This window comes from Rhodococcus jostii RHA1 (genome assembly GCF_000014565.1).
Taxonomy (GTDB): Bacteria; Actinomycetota; Actinomycetes; order Mycobacteriales; family Mycobacteriaceae; genus Rhodococcus_F; species Rhodococcus_F jostii_A.
The window spans coordinates 6327908-6352877 of sequence record NC_008268.1 but is presented as its reverse complement, the minus strand read 5'-3'; the positions used below and the strand labels follow the sequence as shown (position 1 = coordinate 6352877).

Annotated in this window: 25 protein-coding genes; 10 read left to right on the top strand and 15 right to left on the bottom strand. The window is 67.7% G+C overall.

The features are described from left to right. Nucleotides 1–32 precede the first annotated feature (32 nt). Both RHA1_RS28845 and RHA1_RS28840 read right to left on the bottom strand, forming a co-directional pair. Nucleotides 33–1436, bottom strand: a complete 1404-nt coding sequence (locus RHA1_RS28845) for a chloride channel protein (protein ID WP_009479158.1) — start codon at nucleotides 1434–1436, stop codon at nucleotides 33–35. Further along, nucleotides 1433–3064 carry an amidohydrolase gene (locus RHA1_RS28840; protein WP_011597991.1) on the bottom strand — a complete coding sequence of 544 codons (1632 nt, stop codon included), beginning with the start codon at nucleotides 3062–3064 and terminating at the stop codon, nucleotides 1433–1435. Before RHA1_RS28840 ends, RHA1_RS28845 begins: the two co-directional genes overlap by 4 nt. Nucleotides 3065–3202: 138 nt before the next feature. On the opposite strand from RHA1_RS28840, the gene RHA1_RS28835 reads away from it, so the two are divergent. Further along, nucleotides 3203–4333, top strand: coding sequence for an NADH:flavin oxidoreductase (locus RHA1_RS28835; protein ID WP_011597990.1), 1131 nt, complete (start codon nucleotides 3203–3205; stop codon nucleotides 4331–4333). 9 nt (nucleotides 4334–4342) lie between these two features. Here the strand turns inward: RHA1_RS28835 and RHA1_RS28830 are convergent, their stop codons facing one another. Then, complete coding sequence (locus RHA1_RS28830) at nucleotides 4343–4864, bottom strand: OmpA family protein (protein WP_005253674.1); 522 nt, start codon at nucleotides 4862–4864, stop codon at nucleotides 4343–4345. A gap of 303 nt (nucleotides 4865–5167) precedes the next feature. Between RHA1_RS28830 and RHA1_RS50645 the strand changes: the two genes are divergently transcribed. Both RHA1_RS50645 and RHA1_RS28825 read left to right on the top strand, forming a co-directional pair. Continuing rightward, nucleotides 5168–5305, top strand: coding sequence for a hypothetical protein (locus RHA1_RS50645; RefSeq protein ID WP_009479155.1), 138 nt, complete (start codon nucleotides 5168–5170; stop codon nucleotides 5303–5305). A 325-nt stretch (nucleotides 5306–5630) separates the two neighbouring features. Further along, on the top strand, nucleotides 5631–6875 hold the full coding sequence (locus RHA1_RS28825; RefSeq protein ID WP_011597989.1) for an esterase/lipase family protein: 1245 nt from the start codon (nucleotides 5631–5633) through the stop codon (nucleotides 6873–6875). Between the two features lie 9 nt (nucleotides 6876–6884). Here the strand turns inward: RHA1_RS28825 and RHA1_RS28820 are convergent, their stop codons facing one another. Beyond that, nucleotides 6885–7655, bottom strand: a complete 771-nt coding sequence (locus tag RHA1_RS28820; RefSeq protein ID WP_009479153.1) for a CPBP family intramembrane glutamic endopeptidase — start codon at nucleotides 7653–7655, stop codon at nucleotides 6885–6887. A gap of 177 nt (nucleotides 7656–7832) precedes the next feature. Between RHA1_RS28820 and RHA1_RS28815 the strand changes: the two genes are divergently transcribed. Beyond that, nucleotides 7833–9530, top strand: a complete 1698-nt coding sequence (locus RHA1_RS28815) for a fumarate hydratase (protein WP_011597988.1) — start codon at nucleotides 7833–7835, stop codon at nucleotides 9528–9530. Between the two features lie 60 nt (nucleotides 9531–9590). Here the strand turns inward: RHA1_RS28815 and RHA1_RS28810 are convergent, their stop codons facing one another. Both RHA1_RS28810 and RHA1_RS28805 read right to left on the bottom strand, forming a co-directional pair. Further along, on the bottom strand, nucleotides 9591–10259 hold the full coding sequence (locus tag RHA1_RS28810) for a L,D-transpeptidase family protein (protein WP_011597987.1): 669 nt from the start codon (nucleotides 10257–10259) through the stop codon (nucleotides 9591–9593). Further along, nucleotides 10256–11122, bottom strand: a complete 867-nt coding sequence (locus tag RHA1_RS28805) for a class I SAM-dependent methyltransferase (RefSeq protein ID WP_011597986.1) — start codon at nucleotides 11120–11122, stop codon at nucleotides 10256–10258. The genes RHA1_RS28810 and RHA1_RS28805 overlap by 4 nt, the downstream gene beginning before the upstream one ends. Nucleotides 11123–11252: 130 nt before the next feature. Here RHA1_RS28805 and RHA1_RS28800 point away from each other — a divergent pair, with 130 nt between their 5' ends. Beyond that, the gene (locus RHA1_RS28800; protein ID WP_009479150.1) at nucleotides 11253–12647 is read left to right on the top strand and encodes an acyl-CoA dehydrogenase family protein; all 1395 of its coding nucleotides are present in this window, start codon (nucleotides 11253–11255) and stop codon (nucleotides 12645–12647) included. A gap of 13 nt (nucleotides 12648–12660) precedes the next feature. Here the strand turns inward: RHA1_RS28800 and RHA1_RS28795 are convergent, their stop codons facing one another. From RHA1_RS28795 to RHA1_RS28765, 7 genes are all read right to left on the bottom strand, one after another. After that, nucleotides 12661–13011: a hypothetical protein gene (locus RHA1_RS28795; RefSeq protein ID WP_011597985.1), complete on the bottom strand. Its 351-nt coding sequence runs from the start codon at nucleotides 13009–13011 to the stop codon at nucleotides 12661–12663. 25 nt (nucleotides 13012–13036) lie between these two features. Further along, nucleotides 13037–13606 carry a mismatch-specific DNA-glycosylase gene (locus RHA1_RS28790; RefSeq protein WP_011597984.1) on the bottom strand — a complete coding sequence of 190 codons (570 nt, stop codon included), beginning with the start codon at nucleotides 13604–13606 and terminating at the stop codon, nucleotides 13037–13039. Next, nucleotides 13603–14592, bottom strand: coding sequence for an SDR family NAD(P)-dependent oxidoreductase (locus RHA1_RS28785; RefSeq protein ID WP_011597983.1), 990 nt, complete (start codon nucleotides 14590–14592; stop codon nucleotides 13603–13605). Before RHA1_RS28785 ends, RHA1_RS28790 begins: the two co-directional genes overlap by 4 nt. Before the next feature lie 6 nt (nucleotides 14593–14598). Beyond that, the gene (gene htpG / locus RHA1_RS28780) at nucleotides 14599–16527 is read right to left on the bottom strand and encodes a molecular chaperone HtpG (protein WP_011597982.1); all 1929 of its coding nucleotides are present in this window, start codon (nucleotides 16525–16527) and stop codon (nucleotides 14599–14601) included. A gap of 153 nt (nucleotides 16528–16680) precedes the next feature. Further along, nucleotides 16681–16893 carry a DUF4287 domain-containing protein gene (locus tag RHA1_RS28775; RefSeq protein ID WP_011597981.1) on the bottom strand — a complete coding sequence of 71 codons (213 nt, stop codon included), beginning with the start codon at nucleotides 16891–16893 and terminating at the stop codon, nucleotides 16681–16683. Nucleotides 16894–16959: 66 nt separating this feature from the next. Further along, entirely contained in the window at nucleotides 16960–17334 is a 375-nt protein-coding gene (locus RHA1_RS28770) for a type II toxin-antitoxin system death-on-curing family toxin (RefSeq protein ID WP_009479144.1), read from the bottom strand. Then, nucleotides 17331–17534: a hypothetical protein gene (locus tag RHA1_RS28765; RefSeq protein ID WP_016883351.1), complete on the bottom strand. Its 204-nt coding sequence runs from the start codon at nucleotides 17532–17534 to the stop codon at nucleotides 17331–17333. Before RHA1_RS28765 ends, RHA1_RS28770 begins: the two co-directional genes overlap by 4 nt. A gap of 174 nt (nucleotides 17535–17708) precedes the next feature. On the opposite strand from RHA1_RS28765, the gene RHA1_RS28760 reads away from it, so the two are divergent. After that, nucleotides 17709–19364 (top strand): alkaline phosphatase D family protein, encoded by a 1656-nt coding sequence (locus RHA1_RS28760; protein ID WP_011597979.1) that lies wholly within the window; start codon nucleotides 17709–17711, stop codon nucleotides 19362–19364. On the opposite strand, the gene RHA1_RS28755 is transcribed toward RHA1_RS28760, so the two are convergent. After that, complete coding sequence (locus RHA1_RS28755) at nucleotides 19361–19828, bottom strand: SRPBCC family protein (RefSeq protein ID WP_011597978.1); 468 nt, start codon at nucleotides 19826–19828, stop codon at nucleotides 19361–19363. The genes RHA1_RS28760 and RHA1_RS28755 overlap by 4 nt on opposite strands. Before the next feature lie 138 nt (nucleotides 19829–19966). Here RHA1_RS28755 and RHA1_RS28750 point away from each other — a divergent pair, with 138 nt between their 5' ends. Further along, the gene (locus RHA1_RS28750; RefSeq protein WP_009479140.1) at nucleotides 19967–21994 is read left to right on the top strand and encodes an elongation factor G; all 2028 of its coding nucleotides are present in this window, start codon (nucleotides 19967–19969) and stop codon (nucleotides 21992–21994) included. Nucleotides 21995–22031: 37 nt separating this feature from the next. Here RHA1_RS28750 and RHA1_RS28745 read toward each other — a convergent pair whose 3' ends face one another. Further along, nucleotides 22032–23075, bottom strand: a complete 1044-nt coding sequence (locus tag RHA1_RS28745; protein WP_050787531.1) for a helix-turn-helix transcriptional regulator — start codon at nucleotides 23073–23075, stop codon at nucleotides 22032–22034. A gap of 86 nt (nucleotides 23076–23161) precedes the next feature. Between RHA1_RS28745 and RHA1_RS28740 the strand changes: the two genes are divergently transcribed. The 3 genes from RHA1_RS28740 to RHA1_RS28730 all read left to right on the top strand — a co-directional run bounded on the left by RHA1_RS28740 (nucleotide 23162) and on the right by RHA1_RS28730 (nucleotide 24968). Then, entirely contained in the window at nucleotides 23162–23629 is a 468-nt protein-coding gene (locus tag RHA1_RS28740; RefSeq protein ID WP_041812152.1) for a cupin domain-containing protein, read from the top strand. Then, a complete protein-coding gene (locus RHA1_RS28735; RefSeq protein ID WP_011597974.1) occupies nucleotides 23626–24030 on the top strand; it encodes a DUF1304 domain-containing protein in 405 nt (134 codons plus the stop codon). The genes RHA1_RS28740 and RHA1_RS28735 overlap by 4 nt, the downstream gene beginning before the upstream one ends. A 68-nt stretch (nucleotides 24031–24098) precedes the next feature. Beyond that, nucleotides 24099–24968, top strand: coding sequence for a cutinase family protein (locus RHA1_RS28730; RefSeq protein WP_016883359.1), 870 nt, complete (start codon nucleotides 24099–24101; stop codon nucleotides 24966–24968). Nucleotides 24969–24970 lie beyond the last annotated feature (2 nt).

The following is a 24970-nucleotide window of genomic DNA, read 5'->3' as shown; positions in this document are numbered from 1 at the left end:
ACCCGGCCCTCCACACACGGACCCCGATCCGATCATCCCGGGGCGAGCCGAGCCTCCGCGCGGTTCTCGCGCTGCGCCCGGTAGATCGTCTTCCCCGATCGGCGCACGATGAGATAGGCGAGGCCGACGGCGATCATCCCCGGCACCAGCACACCGACGCTTCCCGTCATCTCCGCGACCATCAGCATCACCGCGAGAGGCGCGCGGGCGATGCTCCCGAAGCAGGCCATCATGCCGACGATGACGAAGGGCGCCGGATTGTCGGGGACGCCCGGGGCGATCGGTTCCAGCAGTCGCCACACCGCGGCGCCGGTGAACGCCCCGATCACCATTCCCGGGCCGAAGATGCCGCCTGATCCCCCCGAGCCGATGGACAGCGACGTCGCGAGGATCTTCGCGAACGGCAGGAGCAACACCACCCACAGCGGGATGGCCGTGAGGTCGCCGCGGGCCATCGACTGCTGGATCCAGCCGTAACCGCTGCCCAGCACCTCCGGCAACACGAGCGCCATCAGCCCGACGAGCAGTCCGCCGACCGCCGGTTTGACGATCCGGCTGCCGGGCAGCCGGTGGGTGAGATCGACGGCCGTGTAGAACGTCCCGCTGTACAACAATCCGATCAGGCCGCCGAGCACACCGATGAGCGCGAACCACACCAGCTGGACCGGGGTGTCGAAGACGTAATCCTGAGCGGCATACCCGAACAGTGGCCCGAAACCGAGGAAGCTGCCGAACACGGTGTAGCTGACGATCGACGTGACCAGCGCCGGCACGAGCACCTCGAAATCGAAGTCTTCCTTGTAGGGAATCGTGCAGCACAACACCGCGCCGCCGAGCGGGGCGCCGAAGATCGCGCCGATGCCGGAGCCGATCCCGATCGCCACGGCGATTCGACCGTCCCGTGGGGACAGGTCCAGCCTGCGGGCGAGAAGCGATCCGAAACCCGCCGAGATCTGCGCGGTGGGTCCCTCGCGACCGCCCGACCCGCCGGACCCGATCGTGATCGCGGACGCGACCAGCTTCACGAGGACGACGCGGACGCGGATCATCCGGGGGTCCCGGTGAACGGCGTCGATCGCCGCGTCGGTGCCGTGTCCCTCGGCCTCCGGTGCCAGCGTGAACACGATGATGCCCGACACCAGACCACCCAGGCACACCACGAGCGGGATCGCCCACGGTCTCGTGAACTCCCGGCTGCCGACCGCCCCACCATCGCCCGCCGCGGTGGGCGGGGTGTAGCCGCCGATGCCGACGATCAGCAGTTGCGTCGCCTCCCTCAGCGCAACGTAGAACACGACCGCTCCGAGCCCGGCGACGATCCCGATCACGACGCCGAGAACCAGCCATTTGCGGGTGTAACCCGAAGTCCGGATCCACTTTCCGGCTGACGTCCCGATCGACCGCAGAGCCCTCGACCCGGGCGCCACCCGGATCACTCCAGCTTTCCGAAGACCGTTCGACCCTCCAGGATCGTGGCGAGCACCTCGAGGTCCGCGATGTCGTCGGGATCCACCAGCAGCGGATTGGCCGACAACACGACGAGATCGGCGTGCATACCGGGGACGATCGCCCCGATGGCGTCCTCACTCCGGAGGTGCCACGCCGAGTTGATCGTCTCCGCCCGCAGGGCGTCCGGGACGGAGATCCGTTCCTCGGGAGCGAGCACACGTCCCGACCGGGTGCGGCGGGTGACGGCGTCGGCGATGTTGCGCAGCGGGTTGGTCGGGGTGACCGGGCCGTCGTTGTGGAACGAGATCCGCTGTCCTGCCTTGATCGCGGAACCTGCAGCCGCCCAACGTGCTCCGCGCTCGGGACCGAAGAGGTCGTCGACGAGCACGTCGCCCCAGTAGTAGAGGTGGTCGACGAAAATGCTGCACGTGACGCCGAGTTCGGTCGCTCGGCGGAACTGGTCCGGGGTCATCGCACCGACGTGCTCGAGCCGGAGCCGGTGATCTTCGCGTGAGGAGTCGGCCAGCATCCGCTCCCATGCGTCGAGCACCAGCGTGACCGCGGCGTCGCCGTTGGCGTGACAGGAGATCTGCCAGCCGTTCTCGAAGTACGGCTTGCTGATCTCGAGAATCTCGTCCGTCGTGTAATTGGCCTCCCCACGCGTTCCGGCGAGGCCGAGCGCCCGGGTGACGTCGGTGTCGAGGTACGGAAAGCTGGTGGCCGCGTTGCCCACCCACGGCGAGCCGTCCGACCAGATCTTGATGCCCACCTGGCGCAGCAGGTCGTTGCCGACTCCGGGTGAGACGTCCGTGGCGCGCTCCGGGTTCGACATCTCGTACAGCCGCAGCCGGGTGGTGAGCGCGCCGGACCGGGCGAACGCGGTCAGGGCGCTCCGGAAGCGTGGGTCGAACGCCATTTCACTGGCGGTGGTGATCCCTGCCGCGTTCATCCGCGCGCATTCCGCGGCGAGGAGCTCCGGGAGCCGGGTGCTGGCTCCGGCGAGGATCGTGGCGGCCACCGCCATCACCGCGGGCGCCTCGAACGCCGAACCGTCAAGTTCACCCGACTCGTCGCGGCCGAAACTACCGCCCTCGGGGTCCGGTGTGTCTTTGGTCAATCCGGAATCCCGCGCGGCGACGTCGTTGAAATAGGCCACGTGGCCGGTGTTGTGCAGGATCACCAGGGACGTGTCGGGAGCGATCGAATTGAGCCATTCCCGGGTCGGTTCGGGCAGTCCCTTCTGGAGCAGGGGGTCCCAGCCGTTGAGCACGGCGCCGTCGGGGTGTTCGTCGACGGCGCGGCGTACGGCGTCGACCACCTCCCCCGCATCGGCGATGGTCACCGGCCTGATGTCCACCACCGGTTCGCCGAGCAACACCGCGGAGTTCAGTGGGTGGCCGTGCGCCTCGATGAAGCCGGGGAGTATGCACGCGCGGTGCAGGTCGACCGTGATCGTTGCCGGTCCGATCAGCGGAAACACCGCAGAATCGTTGCCGACGGCGGCGATCCGACCGTCACGCACCGCGACCGCCCGAGCGCGTGGAGCGGCGTCGTTCATGGTGACCACGTCACCGAACAGCACCAGATCGGCAGGTTTTCCGTCGTTCGTGCCCATCAGTGCACCCTCCCGTCAGACCGGGCGTGGACGAGAGCCCACGCACCGGCAGCGAGTGTCGACTGTGACTTCAGATTACAACTACACAGCAGGCCGTATGCAGGAATAGTGCGTAACCAAGATCAGTTGCAGACAGGCATGACCGACACACCGCTACCCGCGGACGGGCTCTTCGAGCCGTTCGCCGTCAAATCCCTCCGGCTACGGAACCGCTTCGCGATGGCACCCATGACCAGGGCTTTCTCCCCAGGCGGCGTTCCCGGGGACGATGTGGCGGCGTACTACCGCCGACGCGCGGCAGGCGGGGTCGGACTCGTCATCACCGAGGGGACGTACATTCCCGACCCGGCCGCCGGATCGCACACCCGGGTGCCGGTCCTCTACGGCCAGGACAGCCTCGCGGGCTGGAAATCGGTGGTGGACGCGGTCCACGACGAGGGCGGGCAGATCATCCCGCAGCTGTGGCATCTGGGCGTCGAACGCGGCCCGCAGCCCCGCATGAATCCGGACGTGACCACCGCCAGCCCGTCCGGAATCGCCCTGGACGGAACCCGCCTGGGACGCGAATTCACCGCGTTCGATCTCGACGCGCTGCGCGAGGCCTGGGTGGCGGCCGCCGTCAACGCGCGCGACGTGGGCTTCGACGGCATCGAACTGCACGGGGCGCACGGCTACCTTCTCGACCAGTTCCTGTGGGACCGGACCAACGTCCGGGCCGACGGCTACGGCGGATCCCTCGAGGCCCGCACCCGATTCCCCGTCGAGGTGGTCGCAGCGATCCGCGAGGCCGTCGGCGAGGACTTCGCGATCGTCTACCGCTTCAGCCAGTGGAAGTCGAACCATTACGACTCGCGGATCGCGCAGTCCCCCGACGAACTCGCGGCCGTGCTCGCGCCCCTCGTCGACGCCGGTGTCGACGTGCTGCACCCGTCCACCCGCAGGCACTGGGATCCGGCGTTCCCCGAGCTGGCCGGTGACGACGGGGAACTCGGCCTGGCGGGTTGGACCAAACGGCTGACCGGACTACCCACCATCACGGTCGGTTCGGTGGGCCTCGACGACGTGTTCACGACGGCCTTCACCTCGGACGGCGCGTCGAACACCGCCGGTATCGACCGCTTGCTCGCGCAGTACGAGAACGGCGAGTTCGATCTCGTGGCCATCGGCCGCGCACTGCTGTCCGATCCCGAGTGGGTCCTCAAACTTCGCGAAGGCAGAACCGCCGAGCACATCCCGTACAGCAACGAGCACCGGGCGGTCCTGCACTGACCGGGCCGGTCAGCTGTCCTCGACGGTGATCTCCGCCTGATCGACGTTGACACCTTCGGGCGGGTTGGCCGTTCCGTCGACCGAGATGCGGCCCTTGTCGACGCCCTGCGCTTCGAGCGCGTTGGCGACGGCCTGGGCGCGCTGATCGGCGAGTAGTTCGGCGGCCGCCTCGTCCGAGTTGGTGGCGTACGCTTCGATCTCGATCTTGCTGTCGCCGGCCTTCATCGCGGCGGCCACCGCCTTGATCGTCACGTCCGAGACGGCGTTGAGCTCGGCGGTTCCCGACTCGAATCCGATCGGGACCGCCGCGATGGCCGAGTTGATCGCGTTCTGGGTGGCCTCGCGCGCGGTGTTGACGGCGGACGACGCCGTGGCTTGCACGCTGCTGATCGCGCCCTCCACCCGCTCGGACGCCGACGAGGTCGTCGTGGTCGCGATCGGGGCCTCGTTCGAGCTGTCGTCGGAACAGCCGGCCGCACCGAGCAGCGCGATGGCCGCGACCGCGATACCGGTGACGATGGTCTTGCGCATGATGGATTCCCCTATACGTCGGTATGTCCGGAAGGCGCTACACGTCGTGGGACGAGGATAGCCCCGCCGACGCCCGCCGACGGCGTATTCGAGCACGGCCGCGGCTCCCACATCGTGGGATCCCGAGCGTCGGATGTGAATCCGGACACGGGCTTCTCACCTGGTCGGAACCCGGTAATTCGCCCCGCGTTTCATTTCGGTTAAACCTTCGGATTGCGATCTCATTTCAATAACGGTAGGAATGAATCCGGCGCCCGCTCAGCGCCGACATAAATGCCCACAACCGAGCAAGGAGTTAAAAGCATGGATCTCGCCTTCCTGTCCGAATTCTTCTCCGCCTTCTCCGACCTCGCCGGTGCCCTGGACTTCTTCTCGGGTTCCGCCGACGCATTGGGCGGTGGCGCAGACGCCGCAACCGCGGCCGCGGCCACGATTGGCTAGCATTTTCGCTGGCACAAGACTTGAACACCCGTGACGGGGTTCGCACGCTTCAGGCGCGCGGGCCCCGTCACGGCGTTGTCGGCGACCTTCGATCGACTCAATCACGTATCTATCACGACGGCCAATTCCCTACGTGAACATGTTCATTATCCGCGTCACCAGCATTTTTCCCGGAATTGGTCGGGCGACCAATTGAGTCGACCATCGAAGATCAACTTTCCCGCTTCACGGTTGATTTATTCTCGAAATAATCGGCCGCACCGCATATTCTCGGCCCTTCCGTAACACGCGCACATCTCAGTGCACATGCGTACACTCAAATTTCGTGACCGACGCGCAGATCAGACGCCGCTCCGAGGTGCGGGCCCTCGCCCGGCTGGCCCTCGAGGAAATCGGGGGCGCCGCCACCGGCATCGGCAGCATCCACCGCGCCATCGCGGATCGCGTCTTCGCCGGCGTCCGGCTCGGCGTCGGCTCCCACGCCCTTCCTGCAAAGCTGCTCCACGACGAGATCTCGGGCGCGGTGTACACACTCGTCGCCGACACCGCGCGTCTCGGCGGCTCCCTCGCAGGACGGTTCCTGGATCTCCCGTCGTCGGAGAATCTCGCCCCGTCCCAGACACGCCGCGGAGCCCAGGCCATCGCCGCGATCCAGGGGCTGATCGGTGACGTACTGGAATCCGAGGGATCGCCGCTCGCCGACCCCCTGGCGATACGGGTGAACGGTGTCGCGCTCGCGCCGGACGCATCCACGCTCGCCGACGCCTTCCCGCACGCCGGCGGCCGCATCGTCGTCTTCCTGCACGGACTCGTCGAAACCGAAGACGCGTGGGCGCTGGGCCGCCGTCCCACCTACGGTGAACGGCTCGGGACGGACCTGGGGCATACGGCGCTGCAGATCCGGTACAACTCCGGCAGGCACATCTCGGACAACGGCAGGAGCCTGTCCGAACTTCTGGACGCGGTCACCGAGAACTGGCCGGTCGAGGTCGAGTCGATCGCACTCGTCGGGCATTCCATGGGAGGCCTCGTGGCCCGCAGCGCCTGCCGGATCGCCTTCCTCGACGACCGGCCGTGGGTGAGACGGGTTCGGCAGGTCGTGAGTCTCGGCTCGCCCCACCTCGGCGCCCCGCTGGAGCAGGCCGTCCACTATGCGAGTGCCGGCCTGGCCGCACTGCCGGAGACGCGCGCGATCTCCGGGCTCCTGCGCAGAAGGAGCGCCGGCATCCGGGATCTGAACCAGGGTTCACTCGTCGACGAGGACTGGCGCGATCGCGATCCGGACGCACTCCGCGCCGCGGCGTGCAACGAGGTCCCACTCCTCGACGGCGTGACGTACTACTTCGTCTCCGCGACCATCACGCGCAGCCCGCGGCATCCGCTGGGTCGCCTGCTCGGCGACGGCATGGTGCTCGTGCCGAGCGCGTCCGGCCGGAACAGGACGCGGATGATCGGCTTCCGCGACGAGCACGGCATGCACCTCGCGTCCGCGAACCATTTCACGATGCTCAACCACGAGTCGGTGTACGAAAAGCTGCTCGAATGGCTGGGCACGCCGGAAACCGGCTGACTCCCGGACTCAGGCCATGGTCGTGTGCCACACGATGGCGGCTGCGAGCGCGCCCGCGCCGTTCAGCGACCAGTGCAGCGCGATGGGCGCGATCAGGCTGCCGCTGCGGCGACGGAGCCAGGTGAACACGACGCCCGCGGCGGCGGTGGCGACGACTGCCCCCAGGATGCCCAGCACCTGACCGACAACCCCGCCTCCGAGGAAACCGGACAGCCCCTTGTTACCCGACGTCAGTCCCAGCGACGACGCGATGTGCCAGAGACCGAACATCAGCGATCCGGCCGCGAACACGCCGCGTGCGCCGTAGACCCGGCCGAGGGTGCCCTGCAGCACGCCGCGGAACGCGAGCTCCTCGGGGATGACGGTCTGCAACGGGATGACGATCATCGACGCGACCAGCGCACCGGACAGGGTGGCGTACCGGTCGGCCATGAAGAAGGGGCGGGTGATCGGCAGGGCCGCGCCGATCGCCACGACGCCGATCACGAGTCCCATCGCCGCCAGCGCGTACAGCGAGCCCTTTCGCCAGTGCCGGGGCGAGAGCCCCAGCTCGGCCCAGCCAAGTCCGCGACGGCGGGTGAGCACGAGCAGCACGACAGCGGCGATGGGAACGGTGGCGATGCTCGCCCACGCGGTGGTGAAGTGTGCGATCAGATTCGTGGCCACGAGGACGACCACCACGATCGCGATGTCAAGGTAGGCGTGCAGCACGGGCCGCTTCGCGCGTGCACCGGACGTCTCGCTGTCGACAGCTCCGGCGTACTGGACTTCAAGGGTCATTCGGCCGGCCGATCTGGTTCGTGAACACGCATCAAGTCAAGTGTACGGATTTGTCTGTGAAACCTCTGTGAGCCACGCCACTGCGCAGGTCGAAGCATGCCCCCGCGTCACAGGGCCGCCGGAGCCCGCGTCTAGCCTGGATACGAACTTCACACAACCCGCTGTCCAGGAGATAGAATGGCCGACTTCCTCTACGAGGACTTGCTGCCCATCGGTGAGGACCCCACCGAGTATCGGCTGCTGACCACCGAGGGGGTGTCGACCGTCGAAGGACCCGACGGCCGCACCTTCCTGTCCGTCGAGCCCGAGGCGCTGCGCCTGCTCACCGAGACCGCGCTCCACGACATCTCGCACTACCTGCGCAGCGACCATCTGACGCAGCTCGCGAGCATCCTCGACGACCCCGAGGCATCGGGTAACGACAAGTTCGTGGCACTGGATCTGCTCAAGAACGCCAACATCTCCGCGGCCGGCGTGCTGCCGATGTGCCAGGACACCGGCACCGCGATCGTCATGGGCAAGCGCGGCCAGCACGTCCTCACCCCCGGCGACGACGAGAAGGCCATCGCCCGTGGCGTCTACGACGCCTACACCCGGCTCAACCTGCGGTACTCGCAGAACGCGCCGATCACGATGTGGGACGAGAAGAACACCGGGAGCAACCTCCCCGCCCAGATCGAGCTCTACGCCGACACGGCGACCGGCCACGAGAACGCCTACAAGTTCCTGTACATGGCCAAGGGCGGCGGCAGCGCCAACAAGTCCTACCTGTTCCAGGAGACCAAGGCGATCCTGAACCCGGACGGCATGATGCGGTTCCTCGAAGAGAAAATCCGCGCCCTCGGCACCGCGGCCTGCCCGCCGTACCACCTCGCGATCGTCGTCGGCGGCACGTCCGCGGAGTTCGCGCTCAAGACGGCCAAGTACGCGTCCGCGCACTACCTCGACGAACTCCCCAACGAGGGAGCGATCACGGGCCGCGGCTTCCGCGACCTGGAACTCGAGCAGAAGGTGCTCGAGCTGACCCGTCAGATCGGCATCGGCGCACAGTTCGGCGGCAAGTACTTCTGCCACGACGTCCGCGTCATCCGCCTCCCCCGCCACGGCGCCTCACTGCCCGTCGCTCTCGCCGTGTCCTGCTCGGCGGACCGCCAGGCCAAGGCGAAGATCACCCCCGAGGGCGTCTTCCTCGAGCAGCTCGAATTCAACCCCGGCCGGTTCCTCCCCGAGGTCACCGACGCCCAACTCGACGCCGAGACCGACGGCGTCTCCGGCACCGGCAAGGGCGCCGCCGTGAAGATCGACCTCACCAAGCCGATGCCCGAGATCCTCGCCGAGCTGTCCAAGCACCCGGTGAAGACACGGCTGTCGCTGACCGGCCCGCTCGTCGTCGCACGCGACATCGCCCACGCCAAGATCAAGGAACGGCTCGACGCCGGCGAGGACATGCCTCAGTACCTCAAGGACCACCCAGTGTACTACGCCGGTCCGGCCAAGACCCCCGACGGCATGGCGTCCGGCTCCTTCGGACCCACCACCGCCGGTCGCATGGACTCCTACGTGGAGCAGTTCCAGGCCGCGGGCGGCTCGATGGTGATGCTCGCGAAGGGCAACCGCTCCAAGCAGGTCACCGACGCGTGCAAGTCGTACGGCGGCTTCTACCTCGGGTCCATCGGCGGTCCCGCGGCGCGTCTCGCCCTCGACTGCATCAAGAAGGTCGAGATCGTCGAGTACGAAGAACTCGGCATGGAAGCGGTCTGGAAGATCGAGGTCGAGGACTTCCCCGCGTTCATCGTGGTCGATGACAAGGGCGAGGACTTCTTCGCCGGCGTCTCCACCCCCACCCTCACCATCGGCAAGCGTCCCGGCCTGTAGGCGGCTCCGCCGCCCGTGAGTGGTTGACGAGTCCCTGGACTCGTCAACCACTCACGGGTGCTACGCGCCTACGGCGATCTCGATCACCGGGTTCTTCGCCGGGTCGAGCCGGCCGAGGACTGAGGTCAGCGTGCCGCGGTCGATGGCGACGCACCCTTCGGTGGTGGTGCCGTCCGTGACGTGCAGGAACATCGCAGAACCGAGGCCGGGAATGCGGGCGGCGTTGTAGCCGATCGCGACCGCGTGGTCGTACAGCGGTCCAGCCGCGTAGAGATTCTCGCTGTTCCCACCGGGGCTCGCGTCCTGCCGGACGTGCGTGTTGTAGGTCGGCGAGAGTGGATTCGCATCCCACCAGTCACGTCGATCGGACTGGAAGTACGGCATCGCCGTCTCCGGTGCGGGCTGCCGGCCGAACGCCTGCGACAGCGGAAAGACACCGGCCGGCGTGCGGGTGGAGAATTCGTTCGCCGCGCCGATTCCCTCCGCGCCGACGTCGGCGGGGACGGGGCCCGCGAACACCTGCCACGTGCCGTCCGCATTCCGTTCCCAGGCGGTCAGTTCGGCGACCACTGCCCCCGCGGATGGCGCGTAGACGGTGATCACCTGGTCCGATGCGCCGGAGAAGACTGCTCGGTTCGGGGTCGCGGAGGCGCCGGGAACGAGCACCAGCCCGATCAGAGCCACCATCAGTCCCGCCAACCACAGTCGACCCACCCGTAACGTCGTCATGGGGCGAGTGTTCCATCCTCGGGCACTCGTCGCGAGATTTTCCCTCCGCGCTGATACACGCGGCAGAGGATCTCGCTGTGCAGGAGCGCGAACCAGCCGTCGTCCTCCCGCACCCACGAACGCCAGCCCGCAGCGATGCGTTCCAGGTCCGCCTCGGTGGCGAGCCCCAGTTCGAGCGCGCGGTCCGCGTAGTTCGACTGCAGCGAGCGATCAGCCCAGGACCCTCCCCACCACTCGCGATCCTCGTCGGAGGAGAAGCACCACGTGCTCGCGGTGTTCACGACGTCGGCGAAACCCGCCTCGTGTGCCCAGGCCCGCAGGCGGCGGCCGGCGTCCGGTTCACCACCGTTCGCCCGCGCGATGTTTTTGTAGAGCGTCAGCCATTCGTCGAGTTCCGGTGTCGCCGGAAACCACGTGAAGGTGCCGTAGTCCGCGTCGCGGGCGGCGACGATTCCGCCGGGCCTGCACACCCGCTTCATCTCGCGCAGCGCCTGCACCGGGTCACCGACGTGTTGCAGGACCTGATGCGCGTGCACGACGTCGAAGCTGTCGTCGGGAAAGTTCAGGGCGTGGACGTCCGACACCACGGTCAGGGTGTTCGGGACTCCCCGCTTCGCGAATTCGTTCCGGGCGAGGGACAGCGCGTCGTCGTTCATCTCGACGGCGGTGACGACTCCGGGTGCGACGAGTCCGGCGAGGTCGGCGGTGATCGTGCCCGGCCCGCACCCGACGTCGAGCAACGTCATGCCTGCGCGCAGGTGCGGGAGCAGATAACCGGCGGAGTTCTCGGCGGTGCGCCACCGATGGTTTCGCAGCACCGATTCGTCGTGACCGTGGGTGTAGACCGTCTCGTCGCCGTTCATGCCTCGACGCTAGCAACATCGACCAGATAATGGGATATTCGTCCCGTATTTTGAGATCTCGTGAACTCCGGTAGCGGCGAGTCGTGAGTGTTACGTTGTTGCACACCAACGCGGCAACCGAGGGACTGCCATGACTTTCAGCCTCGCTCTCACTCCGGCGCAGAAAGACCTCGTCGAGCGGACGCACGCCTTCGCGGAGAACGTGATCCGACCGGTGGCTGCCGAGCACGACCGCGCGCAGGAGTTCCCCTGGGACGTTCTCGAGAAGGCCGCCCAAGAGGGTTTCTACAGTCCGCTGTTCTACCGCGACCTCATCGGCGACCCGACCGGTCTGTCCCTCCCCCTGTTCATGGAGGAGTTGTTCTGGGGTTGCGCCGGAATCGGGCTGGCCGTCGTGATGCCCGCGCTGGCGCTGTCGTCGATCGGGCAGGCCGCGACGCCGGAGCAGATGCTGCGGTGGGCGCCGGAGTGCTTCGGCGAGCCTGGCAACCTGAAACTCGCGGCACTGTGTATCTCGGAACCCGAGGGCGGCAGCGACGTGCGGAATCTGCGGACCACCGCGACGCGCGACGGCGACGAGTGGGTGATCGAGGGCCACAAGATGTGGATCGGCAACGGGGGCATCGCCGACGTGCACGTGGTGAACGCGACCGTCGATCCGGATCTGGGCCATCGCGGGCAGGCGCTCTTCGTGGTCCCCGGCGGAAGCCCGGGTATCGAACTCGTCCGCAAGCTCGACAAGCTGGGCTGCCGCGCGTCGCACACGGCGGAGCTGAAATTCCATCAGGTGCGGGTACCCGCCGACCACCTGCTCGGCGGCGACGACAAGCTGCAGAACCGCATGCGGAAGGCCCGCGAGGTGCAGGAGGAGGTGGCCACCGGCGCGCCCCAACGCAAATCGGCCACCCTCGGCACGTTCGAGCAGACACGCCCCATGGTCGCCGCTCAGGCGCTGGGCATCGCCCGCGCCGCGCTCGAATACGCCACCGAGTACGCGAACCGCCGCGAGGCATTCGGCGGCCCCATCATCGACAACCAGGGCATCGCGTTTCCGCTAGCCGACCTCGCGACCCAGATCGACGCCGCGCGGCTGCTCACGTGGCGGGCGTCGTGGATGGCGGCGGCGGGCGTGGAGTTCCGCCACGGCGAGGGTTCGATGGCGAAACTCGCGGCGTCGGAGGTCGCGGTGAAGACCACGGAACGCGCACTGCAGACGATGGGTGGGTGGGGGTACATCAGCGACCACCCCGTCGAGAAGTGGTACCGGGACGCCAAGCTGTACACCATCTTCGAGGGCACCAGCGAGATTCAGCGGATGGTGATCGGGCGCGCACTCGGCGCCGCGGACGGCGCCCCGCCCCTCCACTTCGATCAGCCGACCGAGGGATCCGCCTTCAACCGGCGGTTCGGCAGGGGCACGTCCGTGCGCACGAAGGCGGGCGAGTTCGCGATGTCGATGAAGGACCGGATGCCCGAGTCCGCGCAGCGACTCGCGATGAAAATCCTTGCTCCACCAAAGAAGTGATGCCCGCTCGAGATCAGGTCCAGAGTGCGGCCACCAAGACGGTGACGATGCCGAGCCCACCGGTCACGTGGATCAGGTTCGGGTTCTCCTGCCCCTTCTTCTGCTTGCCCCGGACGATCTCGGCGAGCGCGACCACGACCAGTGAGAGCACAAGCTTCACGCCGATCTTGACGTGGTTGTAGTCCTTGTCCAGTACGGCCTCGCCGAGCCCGACCAGGATCAGTCCCGTCACGAATTGGAGCCGCGCACCCCACACCATCACCTCGGAGATCCGCGGCGCTCCGAGCACCGCGAAATAACCGCCGACGAGGGCGGCCATGCCGAGCAGGTGGCAGACGAAGAAGAGGTTGTAGACGACGGTCATCTCCGCAGCCTAGCGACCCGCCCGGTCAGCCGGAAACGATTCCCGCCTCGATCGCCGCCTCGCGGTACGACGCGGCCAGGGTGGCGACGGTTTCGTGGGCGTTGAGCCCGCTGGGATTGGGTACCAGCCACAACTCCGCGCCCTCGAGGTCGCGGGGTTGCTTACCCTTCTTCGCGGCACGCTCCCCGAATGCCGTGCGATAGGCGGTGATTCCGGCGACGGCGACCACCCGGGGAGCGGTGCCGCGGACCACGGCGCGCAGGCGCTCGGCTCCGACGGCCAGTTCCTCGCCGGACAACTCGTCCGCTTTCGCCGTGGCGCGTGGGGCCAGGTTGGTGATGCCGACACCCCGCTCGATCAGGTGATGGCGATCCGCGTCCGACATCCCGGACGTCGGGTCGATCGGACGCTCGATGATCCCGGCGGCCAGCAGGGCCGGATAGAAGCGGTTGCCCGGGCGCGCGAAATGCGCCCCGGTCGCGGCGGTCCACAGTCCCGGGTTGATACCGACGAACAGCAGCCTGCAGCCCGGTCCGATGAGGTCCGGAACCTCGGCGTCGCGGAACGACTCCAACTCCGCACGAGTAAAGCTCACAGTCGGCCCGCCTCCGCCAGCCCGGCAACGGTGTCGGCCAGGGTTTCCGCCGAATCGCGGTACTTCACACCCAGTTCGCTCTCGCTCGGCCGGTCGTCGGTGTCCGGCATCCGCGTGTAGTACTCCATCGCGGCCTCCGAGATCGGGGTGTCGATGGGGACGAACCGGTCGACGGCGTCGACCAGCCTGCCCACCAGGCGCAGCGCGGCGTCCGGAACCGGGAACACGCCCATCCATTTGCCGGTGATCACGCCCAGCATCTCGGCGATCCCCGCGATCGGAATCCGGGGACCACCGAGCATGTACCGGCGGGCACCGCGTCCCTGCTCGAGGAGGGCGGCGTGCGCGCTTGCCACCTCCCGGACGTCGACCATCGTCCACGCGGCGCCCCGCCCGGGCAGACCCCGCAGGTGGACGGCGGCCTCGACTGCCTGGGCGGCCTCGCCGAACTGGGTCCCCGCCGGCGGGCCGATGATCATGCCCGGATAGGTGATCGCGATGGGTGCGCCGTCGGCCTGAAGGTCGCGAGCGTACTGCTCCACACGTGCCTTGCTCCGGCCGTAGGCGTCGGGGGGCCCGCACACCGGCAGGTCGGGAGTGAGCAGCCGGGCCCCCGGCTGGAACAGCGCAGCGATACTCGAGACGTAGACGATCGGATCGAGGCCCAGCTCGACCGCGGTTCCCAGCACGTTCTGCGCGCCGGCCAGGTTGGTCTGCAGCATCTCCTCCGCGCGCCGCGGGTCGACCGCGACCACGGCGGCGGCGTGGACGACGGCGTCGCAGCCGTCGAGCGCGCGGCGCACGGACTCGGCGTCCGTGATGTCACCGACGACGTGATCCGATGTGTCGAGTCCGAGTGCCGCGGCACTGGTCACGAGGCGAGCAGGATCCCGCACGAGGAAGCGCACCCGGTGACCGGCGTCCACCGCCGCCTTCGCGCTCCATGCCCCGACGAACCCTGTTCCCCCCGTGACCAATACCAGCAAGGTGAACTACACCGTCCTGGCGAGACGGTTGGCGAGCATGGTGGTGAACCGGGCGGGATCCTCGAGTTCGCCGCCTTCTGCCAGCAACGCCATCCCGTAGAGGAGCTCCGCGGTCTCCCCCAGCGCCGGATCCTCGTTGCGTTCGCCGTGCGCCTCCCGCAGCCCGGTGACGAGCGGGTGGGTCGGGTTCAGCTCGAGGATGCGCTTCGTCACGGGGACGGGCTGCCCGGACGCCCGGTACATCCGCTCCAACGCCGGCGACATGCTGAAGGCGTCGCCGACGATGCAGGCCGGTGATGTGGTCAGCCGCGTGGACAGTCGCACCTCTTTGACCTGCTCGCTCAGCGCGTCGGCCATCCAGGAGAGCAAGCCGGCGAAGTCCTTCTCCTGCTCCTCCCGCTCCGATTCGTGTGCCTTCTTGTCTTCCTCGGTGTCGAGATCGACCTCGCCCTTGGCGATCGACTGGAACGACTTGCCGTCGAATTCCGGCACGGCGCCGACCCACATCTCGTCCACGGGATCGGTGAGCAGCAGCACCTCGAAGCCCTTCGCGCGGAAAGCCTCCATGTGCGGTGAGCTCTCGAGCAGCTGCCGGGATTCGCCGGTCGCGTAGAAGATCTGTTCCTGACCGTCCTTCATCCGTGCCACGTAGTCTTCGAGCGAGGTGAGCTCCTCCTCGCTGTGGGTGGACGCGAACGACGAGATACCCAGCAGCACATCCCGATTGTCGGTGTCCGACATCAGGCCTTCCTTGACCGCGCGGCCGAACTCCGCCCAGAACGTGCGGTAGTCGTCGGGCCGCTCGGTCTTCAGGTCCTTGATCGTGGTGAGGACCTTCTTGGTGAGCCTGCGCCGGATGGCACGAATCTGCCGGTCCTGCTGAAGGATCTCACGAGACACGTTGAGGGACAGGTCCTGAGCGTCGACCACACCCTTGACGAAGCGGAGGTACTCCGGCATCAGCTGGTCGCAGTCGTCCATGATGAAGACGCGCTTGACGTACAGCTGCACACCCGTCTTCCCGTCCCGCATGAACAGGTCGAACGGGGCGTGGGACGGGATGAACAGCAGTGCCTGGAACTCGAACGTGCCCTCCGCCTTCATCGGGATGACCTCGAGCGGATCGTCCCAGGCGTGGGCGATGTGCTTGTAGAACTCCTTGTACTCGTCCTCGGAGACGTCGTCCTTCGAGCGCGCCCACAGCGCCTTCATCGAGTTGATCGTCTCGGACGTCGTGGTGACCTCGTCCTCACCGTCGCCCTCCGCGGGAACCGTGCGCTCGACGTTCATCCGGATCGGCCACGCGATGAAGTCGGAGTAGCGCTTGACGAGTTCCTTGATCTTCCGTTCCGACGTGTAGTCGTGCAGGTGATCCTCGGCGTCCTCGGGCTTGAGGTGCAGGGTGACGGAGCTGCCTTGCGGGGCGTCGTCGACCGCCTCGATCGTGTAGGTGGCCTCACCGCTCGACTCCCAGCGCGTGGCCTCGCTCTCGCCGGCCTTCCGCGTCAGCAGCGTCACCTTGTCGGCGACCATGAACGTCGAGTAGAAGCCGATGCCGAACTGTCCGATCAGTTCCTCGGAGGCGGCGGCGTCCTTCGCTTCCTTCAACTTGCGGCGCAGGTCTGCGGTGCCGGACTTGGCCAGCGTGCCGATGAGGTCGACGACCTCGTCGTGCGACATGCCGATGCCGTTGTCGCGGACGGTCAGCGTGCGCTTCTCCGCGTCCACCTCGATCTCGACGTGCAGATCCGACGTGTCGACGTGGAGCTCCTTGTTGCGGAAGGCTTCGAGCCGCAACTTGTCCAGCGCATCCGACGCGTTGGAGATGAGCTCCCGCAGAAACGAGTCCTTGTTGGAGTACACCGAGTGGATCATGAGGTCCAGGAGCTGGCGGGTCTCCGCCTGGAACTCCAGTTGTTCGATTTTCGTGCTCACTTCGATTCCCTTCGACAGCAGAACCCTCGACACCAGATTCGTCGTCGGAATGATAGCCCGCGGCCGAATATCGGATTCATCGCGGCGAGAGGTCCGGAGATGGCTGCGCCAGGGCGGCGAGGAACCTCCCGCGCCGAACCCGGACCGGGGCCGTCAGGCGGCGGCGTCCTCCTTCAGGGTGTGGGCGACCAGCGCGTTGGCGTGGCCGTGACCGAGGCCGTGCTCGGACTTCAGCCAGCTCACCAACTCCATGTGCTTGGTCAGCTCGGACGCCCGGATGAGCGTCTGCCATTCACTGATCGGCCGACCGTACTTCTCCTCGATCGACGGGAAATACGACGCGGGACCCTTCACTGGTTCAGCCATGCGCGACAGGCTAGCCGAACCCTCCGACACATACTGTCCGACAGGGATCTTCGGATGTAGCGACACTCAGACGGGACGCGCCCAATCAGCGAGCTGCCGCGACACCTCCCGGTACCCCTGCTCCCCACTCGACACAGCGATGACCAAGTCGTACGCCGGATCTTCGGGAGCATCCAGGTCGTAGCCGTTCAGTCCATAGAACACGTGAACCGCCAGCCAGGACAGCCTCTTGTTCCCGTCGACCAGCGCCTGGTTCCTCGTCAGGGACTCGAGCAGAACGGCAGCCTTGTCGTGAATCGACGGGTACGCCTCCTCGCCGACCAATGACGTCTGCGGACGATGAGCCGCCGAGTCGAGCAGTCCGAGGTCCCGGACGGACGCAACGCCGAGATCCTCGGCCAGCGCGAGCAAGTCCTCGAGAGTCAGGTAGTCGATCGTCACTGAGCGAGGCGGTCCAGCAAAGTGGCATACCGCTCGCGGCCGCCACGGGACAGCGCGCGAACCCGCTCGTCATGGGTGTGTCGGGCAGCAGCCTCCACGATCGCGCGGACGGTCGCCTCCTGCTTGCTGACACCTTGAGCGTCGGCGAGAAGCGTGAGCGCGCGCTCCTGCTCCTCAGTCAGTCGCAATGTCATGGCCATGTACCCATGATACCAAAGTGGTACCAGGTGACGGCACCTCCTGGCGAATCACCACGAGTCGCCGCGAACCCCACAACTCTTTCGCGGCGGAAGCCTTCTCGGGTTTGCTCGGGGATCCGTAGGCTGAACGTATGTATCCGTCACGCGCGAAGAGAATTCCGGCAAGGTGACGCCGTGGCGGAGCTGATTCTGGGGCCACTGCTGAGGCATGTCGGCACGTGCGATGCGACGGTGTGGGTCGAGACGTCGGAGGCATGCACCGTCCGGGTCCTCGGCCACGAGGAGCGCACGTGGAACGTGTCGGGTCACCACTATGCGCTCGTCGTCGTGGAGGGTCTGGAGCCCGGGTCGACCACCCCGTACGAGGTGACCCTCGACGGCCGCGCGGTGTGGCCGTTGCCGAGTGCCGTCCCGTCGGTGATCCGCACCCTCCGGGAGGACGACGACACGCTCGTCCTGACGTTCGGGTCGTGCCGGTTCGCCACGATGTCCACGACGGAGGACAACCGGCACCTCGGCGCCGACGCGCTGGACGCCTACGCGGTGCGGATGGCCGAACAGTCCCCGGACCAGTGGCCCGACGCCCTGCTACTGCTCGGGGATCAGGTGTACGCCGACGAACTCTCCCCCGAGACCGAGGCCCGGGTCGCCGAGATCCACGACGTGAAAGAGCCGCCGGGGCCGCAGGTGCGCAATTTCGAGGAGTACACCTGGCTCTACGCCGAGTCGTGGACGGACCCTCAGGTGCGCTGGCTAATGTCGACGGTGCCGACGTCGATGATCTTCGACGACCACGACGTCCGGGACGACTGGAACACCTCGGAATCCTGGCGTGCCGAACTCGAGGCCACGTCGTGGTGGGAGGAGCGCATCGTCGGCGCGCTGTCCTCGTACTGGGTGTACCAGCACCTCGGGAACCTGGCGCCGAGCCTGCTCGCCGAAAATGAACTGTATCAACGGGTTCGGAAGCACGGCGGCGACGTCGAGCCGATGCTCCGCGAATTCGCGTCGGCCGCCGACGAGGAAGCGGACGGGGCGAAGGGCACGCAATGGTCGTATCGCCGGGACCTCGGGGTCGCGCGGCTGCTCGTCATCGACTCGCGGTGTGGTCGTGTCCTCTCCGGCGGTCGCCGCGAGATGGTGTCCGACCCCGAATTCTCCTGGATCGAACGTCAGACCGAGGGCGATTACGACCATCTGCTCGTCGGGACGTCGCTGCCGTGGTTGCTGCCCCGCGCCCTGCACGACCTCGAGTCCTGGGACGAACGACTCGCCGCCGGGTCCCGCGGCCCGCGGGTGGCGGCCGTGGCGGAGAAGATCCGGCGGGGTGCGGACCTCGAGCACTGGGCGGCGTTCCGTGACTCGTTCGACCGGTTGGCCCGCCTCTTCGCCGAGGTCGGAGCAGGCCGCAAGGCCGGTCCGGCCGGCCGGGCGCCGTCCACCATCTCGGTGCTGTCCGGGGACGTCCACCACGCCTATGTCGCGCAGGCGCACTACGCCGAGAAACTGCAGTCACTGGTGTATCAGCTGACGTGCTCTCCCCTGCACAACTACGTTCCGGCCGCCATGAAAGTGACGTTCCGGATCTCGTGGCGGCGCGCGACCGAGCGGACCGTGCGTTTCATCCTCGGCCGGGTGTCGCGGGTGCCACCCGTTCCCATCGACTGGTCGAAGGTCGCCGGACCGTTCTTCGGCGACCAGGTCGCGACGCTCCACCTGAACGGACGGTCCGCCCGCCTCGTGATGGAACAGGCACGCAACGACAGCGACGGCACACCCCGCTTCAAGACGATGACCGACCTCGAGTTGACGACGGGAACCGACGCCTAACGCTGCTCGGCCGTCGCCTTCAGTTGCGCGAGCCCCTTCTCGAAGTCCTTGCCCACCATCTTGTCCATCGGGAAGAGGACTCCCACGATCTTGAAGAAACGGTTGGTCTTGCCGGTCATCTGCCAGCGGACGGTGGTCCCGGCGCTGTTCGGTTCGAGGAGGAACGTCGTGACGTTGTCCGCCTTGAACGGTTTGAGGAACTTCAGGTCGAGCACGACCTTCGAACCGGGCACCGACTCGGTGATCACCATCGACCCCGCCCCCGCCTTGCGATTGCCCTCCCAGGCGTAGGCGGCGCCGACACCCGACTCGGGGCCGGAGTACGTGCGTTTCAGGTCGGGATCGACGTTCTCCCACGGCGACCACGACTGCCACTGCCGGAAGTTGTCGAGGAGCGGCTGAACGACGTCGGGGCTCGCATCGATGACGGTGGAACGTTCGACGAGGAAGTCGTCCGAAGCCATGCCGGTCTCCATTCGCTGTCGGGTGTGGTGGAACGAGGTCGCGCCCACCTGGACAGGTGGAAGATAACGCCTCGCCGACGGTCGCGCGCGCTGTATCGTCGGGAGCGACCCAACGACAGTGCTGTGGTGGGGGTAGCAGTGACGACCGAGACGGATCTGATCCGCAATATCGCTCTGATGGGACATCAGGGTAACGGGAAGACGACGCTCGCGGAGGCGATGCTCTTCCGCGCCGGTGTCGTCACCCGGCCCGGACGCGTCGAGAGCGGTAACACCGTGCTCGACACCCAACCGGAAGAGCACGACCGCACGCAGTCGCTGGCGCTCGGCCTGGCCTCCTTCTCGTGGGGCGACTACCGGATCAACCTGCTCGACCCGCCGGGTTATGCCGATTTCATCGGCGACGCGATGACCGCTCTCCGGGTCGCGGACGTCGCCGTGTTCGTGATCGACGGCGTCAGCGGTCTGCAGGTGAACGACGAGTTGCTGTGGCAGGCGGCCGGTGAGCGTTCCATCCCGCGCATCCTGTTCGTGAACAAGATGGACAAGGAGCGGGCGTCGTTCGACGTCGTCCTGGCCGGTATCCGCGACCATTTCGGGTCCGGGGTCGAGCCGGTCGACCTGCCCGTCGGCGAGGCGTCGGCGTTCACCGGGGTCGCCGATCTCCTCACCGAGCACGTCATCCTCTACGACAGCGGGTCCGCGAACACGAGCGACGAACTGCCCGCCGATATCGCCGACCGCGAGCACGAACAGCACGAGCATCTCGTGGAGGACGTGGTCGAGATCGAGGACGACCTGCTCTCGAAGTATCTCGACGGGGAGGACATCTCCGTGGCCGAACTCGAGCACGCGCTCCGCGCGGGTTTCGCGGCGGGCTCGCTGTGGCCGGTGCTGTGCGGGTCGGCGGTCGATGCGATCGCCGTCGACCGGTTGCTCGACTTCGTGTGCCGGATCGCGCCCGCACCGTCGGAGGTCCCGGGCATCGAGGTTCACGGCGACGGGGTCGCCGAGGTGCGGTGCGATCCGTCCGGTGATCCGCTCGCGTACGTCTTCAAGACGCAGACCGACGAGTACGTCGGGCAGGTGGCGTTGGTGAAGATCCTGTCCGGCACCGTGCACGCCGACGACGTCCTCGTCAATCAGCGCACCGGAGCGAAGGAGCGCCTGCACAACCTGCTTCGCGTCCTCGGCAGCAAACACACCGCGATCGACACCGCGGAGGCGGGCGACATCGTCGGCGCCATCAAACTGACCGACGTCTCGACGGGTGACACCCTCGCGCCGATCGGCTCGTCCCTCACCGTGCCCCCGATCGTGCACCGGCGTCCCGTCTACGGAATCGCCGTGGCCGCCGAGAGCGCGGGCGACGAGGACAAACTGGCGACCGCCCTGACGGAGCTCGTCAGCGACGACCCGACGCTGGAGGTGACCCGCGACAGCGAAACCCACCAGACGGTGGTCCGGGGCGCCGGCGATGTGCACGTGCAGGTGGCGCTGACCCGGTTGAAGCGGCGGTACGGCATCACCCTCCAGACCGAACCCGTCAAGATCGCGTACCGCGAGACGCTGCTCGGCACCGTGGAGACGGAGGGCCGCCACAAGAAGCAGAGCGGCGGCCACGGCCAGTTCGGGGTGGCGACGGTCCGCTTCGAGCCGCTCCCCCGCAACGAGGGCTACGAGTTCGTCGACGAGACCCGCGGTGGAGTGATACCCAAGTCCCTCATCCCCGCGGTCGGCAAGGGGATCGCCGAATCGATGGGACGCGGAGGCCGGCACGGGTTTCCGCTCGTCGACCTGCGGGCCACCGTTCTCGACGGCAAGCATCACTCGGTCGACTCCGACGATTTCAGTTTCCGGATGGCGGGGGCACTCGCCCTCCGTGCGGCCATCGACAAGGTGGGCACCCTCGTCCTCGAACCCGTCGACCACGTCGAGGTCACGGTGCCGTCGGCGCTTCAGGGTGACGTGATGGCGGATCTCGGACGGCGCCGCGGCCAGATCGAGGGCACCGAACCGGCAGGGGACGGCGAGGTCACCGTCATCGCGTCGGTGCCGACGAGCGAGGTCACCGACTATCCGGTCGCCCTGCGCTCGATGACACACGGGCGTGGCCGTCTCGCACTGAGTTTCAAGTGCTACCAGGAACGGCCCGAACCGCGCTGAGCCGCCGTGGAGGGCGGGGCCGGTTCGTGAGCCGCCGCTAGTGCTCGCGACCGGTCCGCAGCCGAGCGGCGAGCTCCGCGCGGCTGCGGACCCCGGCCTTCGCGTACACCGATTTCAGGTGGTCCTGGACGGTGTTCACAGTGATACCGCGGCGGTCCGCGATCTCGGACGTCGCGTAGCCGGCCATCACATCGGCGCACACGTCACGCTCGCGTGCGGTCACCGCATACGCCGCGAGCAACAATCCGGTGAGCTCGCCGCCGACGGCGGGTTCGAGGGTGACCACCGTCTGCGGTTCGTCGCCGCCGATCAAGGCCGTGGCGCGCACCAGAATCCAGCCGCCCTCCGCGTCGCGCACACGCGCCTTGAAGATCCCCGAACCGCTCGACCGCGCTCCGAACGTCGCGGCCCGCAGCACCACCGTCAGCCTGCCCGGGGCGACCTCGTCGAAGCGGTCCTGCCAGCTGCGGGCAGCGGCCGTGAGCGCAATCGGATCGCCGGCAGCGTCGGTGACCACCACCGCCGGACCCTGGTCGCCGCGACCGGAGACCGCCGGGGCGTGCACGGATGCGGCCCGCGTCGCGACCGCCAGGCCGGGAGCCACGAGTGTGAGGAACTCGAGCTCACGGTCGGTGAAATCCGGCCCGGACCGCACGAATCCGGCTGCGCCCCAGCACACACCGTCGACGCGGAACACGATTCGGACCTCGCTGCCGAGCTGCAGCGGCGCCCACACCGCGCCGTGGCGGAGGCTGTGCGCGACCTCGTCCGCGGGTAGGTCCGAGGCACGCGCGACGGTTCGGCCGCTGCGGGCGAGTTCGGCGAACGTGCCCGGATCGTCGCCGTTGTACTCCGATTCGGCGAGCAGCGGTTCGTACTGCTGCGGTATCCGGCTGCGCCCGCTGGTCATCGAACTGATCGCGAGTGTCTCCGGGTCGAGCATCGCCCAGCACGTCAGGTCGCTGCGCACCGTCTCACCGACCAGTTCGATGGCGCGCTCGTGCAGCTGCGTGACACCGGCACCCGATCCCGCCACCGCGAGCACCTCCCGGCGCAACTTTTCCGCCCGGACCTCCAGCATGAACACAGTATGCGCTGGTCACGGGCACACCACCATCCCAGATTCCGGGGATGGGCAGCGGGGTGCACCGGTCATACCGTCGCAGTATGTCCACCCACGTTCACGTAAACAGAGCAGGCGACGGCCGCCACCTCACCGCGCCGGACGCCGACATCACGGTCCTGGTCGGCGGCGATCACACCGGCGGAGCGTACGAAGTCTTCCTCGTCGAAGCGTCCCGGACCGCACCGGACGGCCCGCTGCACGCCGAGCCGTGGTCGAAGTCCTACCACGTGCTGCGCGGCCGGATGCTGGTCCAGGCCGGAGACACCGGGTACGAACTCGCGGCGGGGGAAACCATCGCCATCGAGGCGGGAACGATGAATACGTTCACGGTCCTCTCCGAGTCCGCCGACTTCCTCCTCGTCTCCGCCGGGGCATCCCACAGCCGTTTCTTCGGTGATCTCGACGCGGTCGGCCGTGGCGGGGACTCGCCGGGAGAAATGGACCGGCTGCTGCACGGGGTCACCGATCGGTACGGCGTCGAACTCGCGACCGGGTCGGGTGCGCCGTGACCATCGTCGCGCAGATCGCCACACTGGTCGCCGCGGGCGTGCACCTGCTGGCATTCGTGTGGGAGTCGGTCCTGTTCCGCGCGCCGTCGGTGCACGAGGGCATCTTCCGCATCCCCGGCCGCGATGTGCCCGCCGCCCATCTGTGGGCGTTCAACGTCGGCTTCTACAACCTGTTCCTCGGTTCCGGCGCCATCGCCGGCGTCGTCCTGTGGTGGGCGGGTCACGACACTCCGGGTCGCACCCTCGTCGTCTACACCTGCCTCTTCATGTTCCTGGCGGGCATCGCCCTGGCCGTTTCGGACCGGATGGCGCTCAGCCGACAGCGCGGGGACGGCGTCGTCGGCGCACTGTCGCAGAGCGTGCCCCCGCTGGTGGCCTTGATCGCGCTGACGATCGGGTGACAACCCACGGCGCTCGATTGCCAGGAACTTCTCAGGGTCGCCCGAACGGATCCTTACCCGCGGTCGGCATGATGGGAGCCATGTCCCAGGTGACCGTTCTCGCCGTCGGTGGCACCGGAGAGTCCCACCCCGATGACCACCGACGCCACGTCTCCGGACTGTTGCGTGACGTCACCGACGCCCTCGACGACCGGTTCGCGTCGCGGTGGGTCGGCTATCCGGCGTCGTACGGGCCGGTCGCCGCGGGCGGGCTCAGCTACCGGGAGAGCACCGAGGTCGGCGTCCGCCGCTTGACCGACGCCATTGAGGACGCTCCGGGATCGGTCATGCTGATCGGCTACTCGCAGGGATGCACCGTGATCCGTGAAGTGCTCGGACAGATCGCCACCGGCGCCCTGCGCGCCGACAACCTCTCCGCGGTGGGTCTCGTCTCCGACCCCGAGCAACCCGCGGGGGTGGTGCCGGGCTGCCGCGGGCGCGGTGTCGCGGGCGACGGCGCCCCGATCCCCGACTCCGTACCGGTCCAGTGGATCGCGCACCCGGACGACATGATCTGCAATGCCAGCGAAGACAGCTACGTGCGCGACATCGCGGACCTCACCCGGTGGATGTCGTTTCGCGCGCTGCGGACGTGGCTCGCACAGACGTGGGAACTGATCCGCAACAACAGCTTCCAGAATGCGACCAAGACCCGCGTCAGCCCCCGGCAGTGGCGCACCGACCTGCGCCGGCTGCGGACCGCGGCCATCGAGGTGCTCGGCTACCTGCCGCCGCGCCTCGCCTGGCGCGGTGTGCGCGTCGTCAATGCGCGGGGTGGGCGGCACGTCGCGTACGCCAGCGAACCCCTCGATGCGAGCGGGCTCACCGGATGCCAGATCCTCGCCCAGTGGTTGCAGGTGCGGGCGACGTTCGAACCGGCCCTGCCCGTCGCGGCGTGAGG

Excerpts from the sequence above, each read along its gene's own strand:
- RHA1_RS28840 (WP_011597991.1), bottom strand. The coding sequence starts at position 3,064 with ATGGGCACGAACGACGGAAAACCTGCCGATCTGGTGCTGTTCGGTGAC.
- RHA1_RS28835 (WP_011597990.1), top strand. The coding sequence starts at position 3,203 with ATGACCGACACACCGCTACCCGCGGACGGGCTCTTCGAGCCGTTCGCC.
- RHA1_RS28830 (WP_005253674.1), bottom strand. The coding sequence starts at position 4,864 with ATGCGCAAGACCATCGTCACCGGTATCGCGGTCGCGGCCATCGCGCTG.
- RHA1_RS50645 (WP_009479155.1), top strand. The coding sequence starts at position 5,168 with ATGGATCTCGCCTTCCTGTCCGAATTCTTCTCCGCCTTCTCCGACCTC.
- RHA1_RS28820 (WP_009479153.1), bottom strand. The coding sequence starts at position 7,655 with ATGACCCTTGAAGTCCAGTACGCCGGAGCTGTCGACAGCGAGACGTCC.
- RHA1_RS28815 (WP_011597988.1), top strand. The coding sequence starts at position 7,833 with ATGGCCGACTTCCTCTACGAGGACTTGCTGCCCATCGGTGAGGACCCC.
- RHA1_RS28810 (WP_011597987.1), bottom strand. The coding sequence starts at position 10,259 with ATGACGACGTTACGGGTGGGTCGACTGTGGTTGGCGGGACTGATGGTG.
- RHA1_RS28805 (WP_011597986.1), bottom strand. The coding sequence starts at position 11,122 with ATGAACGGCGACGAGACGGTCTACACCCACGGTCACGACGAATCGGTG.
- RHA1_RS28800 (WP_009479150.1), top strand. The coding sequence starts at position 11,253 with ATGACTTTCAGCCTCGCTCTCACTCCGGCGCAGAAAGACCTCGTCGAG.
- RHA1_RS28795 (WP_011597985.1), bottom strand. The coding sequence starts at position 13,011 with ATGACCGTCGTCTACAACCTCTTCTTCGTCTGCCACCTGCTCGGCATG.
- RHA1_RS28775 (WP_011597981.1), bottom strand. The coding sequence starts at position 16,893 with ATGGCTGAACCAGTGAAGGGTCCCGCGTCGTATTTCCCGTCGATCGAG.
- RHA1_RS28765 (WP_016883351.1), bottom strand. The coding sequence starts at position 17,534 with ATGGCCATGACATTGCGACTGACTGAGGAGCAGGAGCGCGCGCTCACG.
- RHA1_RS28755 (WP_011597978.1), bottom strand. The coding sequence starts at position 19,828 with ATGGCTTCGGACGACTTCCTCGTCGAACGTTCCACCGTCATCGATGCG.
- RHA1_RS28745 (WP_050787531.1), bottom strand. The coding sequence starts at position 23,075 with ATGCTGGAGGTCCGGGCGGAAAAGTTGCGCCGGGAGGTGCTCGCGGTG.
- RHA1_RS28740 (WP_041812152.1), top strand. The coding sequence starts at position 23,162 with ATGTCCACCCACGTTCACGTAAACAGAGCAGGCGACGGCCGCCACCTC.
- RHA1_RS28730 (WP_016883359.1), top strand. The coding sequence starts at position 24,099 with ATGATGGGAGCCATGTCCCAGGTGACCGTTCTCGCCGTCGGTGGCACC.